General features: G+C 66.8%; 5 protein-coding genes. 2 read left to right on the top strand and 3 right to left on the bottom strand.

The window, feature by feature from the left end; translation table 11 throughout:
• Positions 1-1119 (bottom strand): glycogen debranching N-terminal domain-containing protein (locus ABZ783_RS37350; protein ID WP_357447951.1); only part of this gene is annotated, 1119 nt, incomplete at its 3' end.
• Positions 1116-1493, bottom strand: coding sequence for an SCP2 sterol-binding domain-containing protein (locus tag ABZ783_RS37345; RefSeq protein ID WP_357447948.1), 378 nt, complete (start codon positions 1491-1493; stop codon positions 1116-1118). The genes ABZ783_RS37350 and ABZ783_RS37345, both read right to left, overlap by 4 nt.
• Before the next feature lie 190 nt (positions 1494-1683).
• Between ABZ783_RS37345 and ABZ783_RS37340 the strand changes: the two genes are divergently transcribed.
• Entirely contained in the window at positions 1684-2094 is a 411-nt protein-coding gene (locus tag ABZ783_RS37340; RefSeq protein WP_357447945.1) for an SCP2 sterol-binding domain-containing protein, read from the top strand.
• 121 nt (positions 2095-2215) lie between these two features.
• On the opposite strand, the gene ABZ783_RS37335 is transcribed toward ABZ783_RS37340, so the two are convergent.
• Positions 2216-3352, bottom strand: a complete 1137-nt coding sequence (locus ABZ783_RS37335) for an RNA-guided endonuclease TnpB family protein (RefSeq protein WP_357447942.1) — start codon at positions 3350-3352, stop codon at positions 2216-2218.
• 116 nt (positions 3353-3468) lie between these two features.
• Here ABZ783_RS37335 and ABZ783_RS37330 point away from each other — a divergent pair.
• On the top strand, positions 3469-4590 hold a 1122-nt coding region (locus ABZ783_RS37330; RefSeq protein ID WP_357447939.1), incomplete at its 3' end, for a glycogen debranching N-terminal domain-containing protein.

Raw genomic sequence — 4590 nt, 5'->3', positions numbered from 1 at the left:
GGCGCGCTCGAGCAGCCGCACCGTGTCGGCGTCGCCGGTCCAGCGTTCGTACTCGTCGAGCAGGATCACGAAGAGCGGCGTCGCGTCGGCGCTGCCGAAGTACGGCGCGTGCGGCTGCTCCTCGAACCCGACCGTCTCGCCGTACCGCAACTCGTGCAGGATCTTTCCCGGCTCCTCCTCCCGAAAGTCGTCGAGCACAGCGCCCTGAGTGAGCGCCAGCAGGCGTAGCGTCGTGGCCGCGAGGTCCGGCGCGAACGGCAGCGCCTGCAGGCTGGTGAACACGCTGTCCCGGCCGAAGATGGCCATGAACCACGGCAGCCCGGCGGCGGGCAGGGTCTGCCCGCCGCCCGTCAGGGGGGTGAAACGCAGGGCGGCGAGATCGACCAGGCAGCGCCGGTACGTCTTCGTCAGCGCCGCGGAATCGCAGACCAGGCGGGGCGCCTCGGCCAGCCAACGGTCCAGCTCGCGGCGCATCTCCTTCGTCTTTCGGCTAGTCCTGCCCTGGAGGCTCTCGCGGATGTCCCGCCCGTCGGGGCCCAGGGTGCGCACGTGCAGCTCGGTAGCCCACTGTCCGTGCGGGCCGATACGGATGTCGTACGTCAGCCCGTCCTCGTCGACCCGCGCCGGCTCGCTGGTGGAGATGATCGTCTCCCGCCGGAACCTGTCGCGCTCGTACCCGAGGCACAGGCGCCCGCTTTCCACACGTGCGTAATATTTTCCGCGCTTGGCCTGGACATCCTTGATCTCGAACAGGTCGGCGAAGTCGCTCTCGATCTCGACCTGGATCCGCAGATCGACCGGCCGGCTCCTGTGGTTGATCACCGTCAGTCGCTCGGTGAAACTCCCGCCGATACAGCGTTCCCGGATGGCCGAGACCTGGGCGTCGGCGAGAGCGGGGGTGGCCGGGACGAGGAAGAAGCGCTTTTCGAAGTACTCGACCTCGTCGACGGTGAGCGTGGTGAGCCGTTCCCCGTCGATGCGCAGAAGCCATTTCGACAGGAATCGCGTGTCGAAGGAGAACAATCCGGTCGGGACGTTCGGAGACGCGTCGATGTCGCCGTTGTCCTCACTGACCACGAACGTGTTGCCGTCCAGCAGTCTGACGAGGTCCTCTTTCATGTCCGCTGTCCCTGCTCGCGGGCGAAGTCCCGCGGGTGGCGCGCACCCGAGGGCCCCGGGATGATCCGCTGGATGAGCCGAGCCAGGCGCACGTCGCCCTCGGCCGAGAGTTCGTGACGCAACCACGCCGAGTAGACATTGGTCTCGCCGCCGACGATCCGCTCGAAGAGTGCCCGGTCAACCCGAACGACGAGGTCCGCTTCGCGATCTTCACGCGACACCCGGATATCGCCGTTGCAGATCACCAGGAGCCAGTGGTCAATTCCGCGTTCGTGCTCAAGGTCGAAGCGTACGGCGGCGTCGGCCTCCTGGAGCAGGGGTTCATGGCCCCGGCGGCCGAGCCCACTGAACAATTCCGCGGCGCGATCGGACATCAAGACTCCCTCGGCTCGACTCCCGACGCGGCCAAGGTAGTGCGCCGAGGGGTACTCCGGCATCACCCGCACCGGGTGAGACCGGCCATGTCCTCGCTGGTCCCGAGGCGGTGACGGGCAGCCTCGCCGCCGCCTCGATTTCACCCGCCGCGGGTGATGCCACCACGCGGCGGGTGGAGCGATCCTGGCCATGGCGCTCGAGCTTCTGGGAGGACCTCTGATGTCGGATGTGACCAGAAAATTCTTCGCCGAACTCCCCCGCCAAGGACGCGTGCTCAAGAAGACCACCGGCACCATCCGCTTCGACCTGGACCACGATCACGGGACGGACCACTGGTTCATCAGCATCACGAACGGGGACATCCGGGTGACGAGGGAAGAGCACAGCGCGGACATCGTCATCCGCACCGACAACGCCTCGTTCGACCGGATGGTGCTCGGCGAGATCAAACCGGAACCGGCATGGCTGCGGAACGAACTCACGAGCGACGGGGAATTCCGGCTCATCATCCTGCTGGAACGGCTCTTCCCCGAGTCCCCGGGTGAGCACCATCCGCGAGCCTTCACCGGCGGCGGCGGCGAACAGAGGCGGCGGACTTGACATCCTCCCGGCCCTGGATGGCCGGGATTCTCACGGTCGCCCGTGAGGTTTCCTGTTTCATCGCCGATTGCCTTTCCGGGAGGATTTTCCCTTGAGGTCTTACATCAGCTCCGCAGGCGTTTCACCTCTCCGCCAGCCCGGCGGCGAGGATGTTGCGAGCAGCGTTGATGTCCCGGTCGTGCTCGGCCCCGCAACCCGGGCACGTCCAGATGCGCACGTTGAGTGCGAGGGTGGTGTTGACCTGTCCGCACCCGGAGCAGGTTTTGGACGAGGGCAGCCACCGGTTGATGGGGATCACCTCACGCCCGTACCACTGGGCTTTGTACTCCAGCATGCTGCGGAACTGGCCCCAGCCTGCGTCGGAGATGACGCGGGCAAGACGGCGGTTGCGGAGCATGTTCCGCACGCTGAGGTCTTCGATCGCGACCGTTTGAGTCTCACGGACGAGTCCAGTGGTCAGCTTGTGCAGATGGTCCCGCCGCTGGTCGGCGATACGAGCGTGGATCCGGGCCACCGTGAGCCGGGTCTTGGCCGGGTTGTTGGAGCCGTCCTGTTTGCGGGCCAGGTTCCGCTGCGCCTTGGCGAGCTTGCGCCGGTCGGCCTGCCCGTACCGCGGGTTGGCCACCTTGCCCCGCTCGTCACTCACCCCCGGCATCGGGCAGGACAGGGTGAGCAGACTGGTGATGCCCGCGTCCACACCAACCTCCGCCGCAACCGGCGGCAGCGGCTTCACCGCCGGGTCCTCGACCAGCAGGGACACGAACCAGCGGCCGGCAGCGTCCCGGGACACGGTGACCGTCGAGGGTTCCGCCCCCTCCGGCAGGGGCCGCGACCACACGATGTTCAACGGCGCGTTCATCTTCGCCAGAGTGAGCCGGCCGTCACGCCAGCGAAACGCGGAGCGGGTGTATTCGGCCGACGCCCGCGACTTGCGTTTGGACTTGAACCTCGGATGCCGGGCCCGCTTGTCCCAGAACGCCACGAACCCGGCCTGCAGATGCCGCAGCGTCTGCTGCAACGGCACCGAGGACACCTCGTTCAGGAACGTCAGGTCATCGGTGCGCTTCCACTCCGTCAGCCACCCCGACGACTCAACGTACGTGGTGCGCCGACGGTCGACCGCCCACGCCCGAGTGCGGGCCTCCAACGCTCGGTTGTACACCACACGCACGCACCCGAAGGTGCGGTTCAACTGCCCAGCCTGTTCAGGAGACGGGTAGAAGCGGTACTTGTAAGCCCGCTTCACCACATCACCCACGGCCCACATCCTAACAACTGTCCATGTAAGACGATCACAGAGGGGAGGGAGCGGCGTTTCCTCCCGGCCGTAAATGGCCGGGTTTCCACGCCGCAATTCCGATGAAACCCGGCCTCGTGCGGATCCTGGACGGCAACATCTTCGTATTGAGCCAGGACAGCGGCGACATCGAGACGGCCCAAGGCGACCCGTCCGGATTCTTCACGCTCGACACGCGATGCCTGTCGCTGTGGCGGCTGAGCGTCAACGGTGAGCGATTGCACTCGCTGGCCTTGGACGATTCGCAGTACTTCGAGGCGCGTTTCTTCCTGGTGCCCGGCGCCCCCACCCACTACGTGGACGCCAAGGCCTCGGTCATCCGCGAGCGCTCGGTGGTCGGCAGTTTCGAGGAGCGTCTGACCGTCTTCAACCATTCGGATGAACCAGCGAAATTCACCATTCGGGTCGAGGCGGACTCGGACTTCCTCCCGCTGTGGGCGGTAGCCGAGGGCGGGAGATATGAGCGGCTCGGCCGGATATACAAACGCGTCGCGGACGGGTGCCTGTGCCTCGGGTACGAGCGCGACAGGTTCCGGCGGGAGACGATCATCTCTACCAGCGAGCCGGCGCGGGTCGACGAGGACGGCCTGACGTACGACATCCGCATCGGACCACACGGGCAGTGGAGCACCACGCTGCATGTCCGGGGTCTCGTGCTGCGTCCCGACGGTGACGACGTCCGGGCGCATCTGCACCCCGCCCCGCATCGGCGGAACAAACCGGAACTCGAGCAGGACCTCGAGCAGTGGCTCGCCGAGACGCCACAGCTGTCGTGCGACTGGACGCCACTGGAGCAGACGTACCGGCGTAGCCTGGTCGATCTCGCCGCCCTGCGGTTCTACACGCTGGCGCTGCCGAGCGAGCCGATGCCGGCCGCCGGCCTGCCGTGGGCCGCAACCGCCACCGGCCGCGACTCGATCCTTACCAGTCTGCAGGCGCTGCCAATCGTGCCGGACCAAGCCGTGGCCACCTTGCGCCTACTCGCCCTCGATCAGGCTGCCGTCCTCGACGACTTCCGCGACGAGGAGCCGGGAAAGATCATGCACGAGTTCCGGTACAGCGAGTTGTCCGCGTTCGAGGAGCAGCCTGACACGCCGTACTTCGGCAGCGCGGACGCGACGCCTCTCTTCGTGATCCTGCTCGACGAGTACGAACGCTGGTCGGGAAACGCGGACCTGGTGCACGAATTCGAGGCCGAG

The organism is Micromonospora sp. NPDC047738 (assembly GCF_040642675.1).
Lineage (GTDB): Bacteria > Actinomycetota > Actinomycetes > Mycobacteriales > Micromonosporaceae > Micromonospora.
This window is presented reverse-complemented; position numbering and strand designations above follow the sequence as displayed.

Coding starts and splice junctions, on each gene's coding strand:
- ABZ783_RS37340 (WP_357447945.1), top strand. CDS start 1,684: ATGGCGCTCGAGCTTCTGGGAGGACCTCTGATGTCGGATGTGACCAGA.
- ABZ783_RS37345 (WP_357447948.1), bottom strand. CDS start 1,493: ATGTCCGATCGCGCCGCGGAATTGTTCAGTGGGCTCGGCCGCCGGGGC.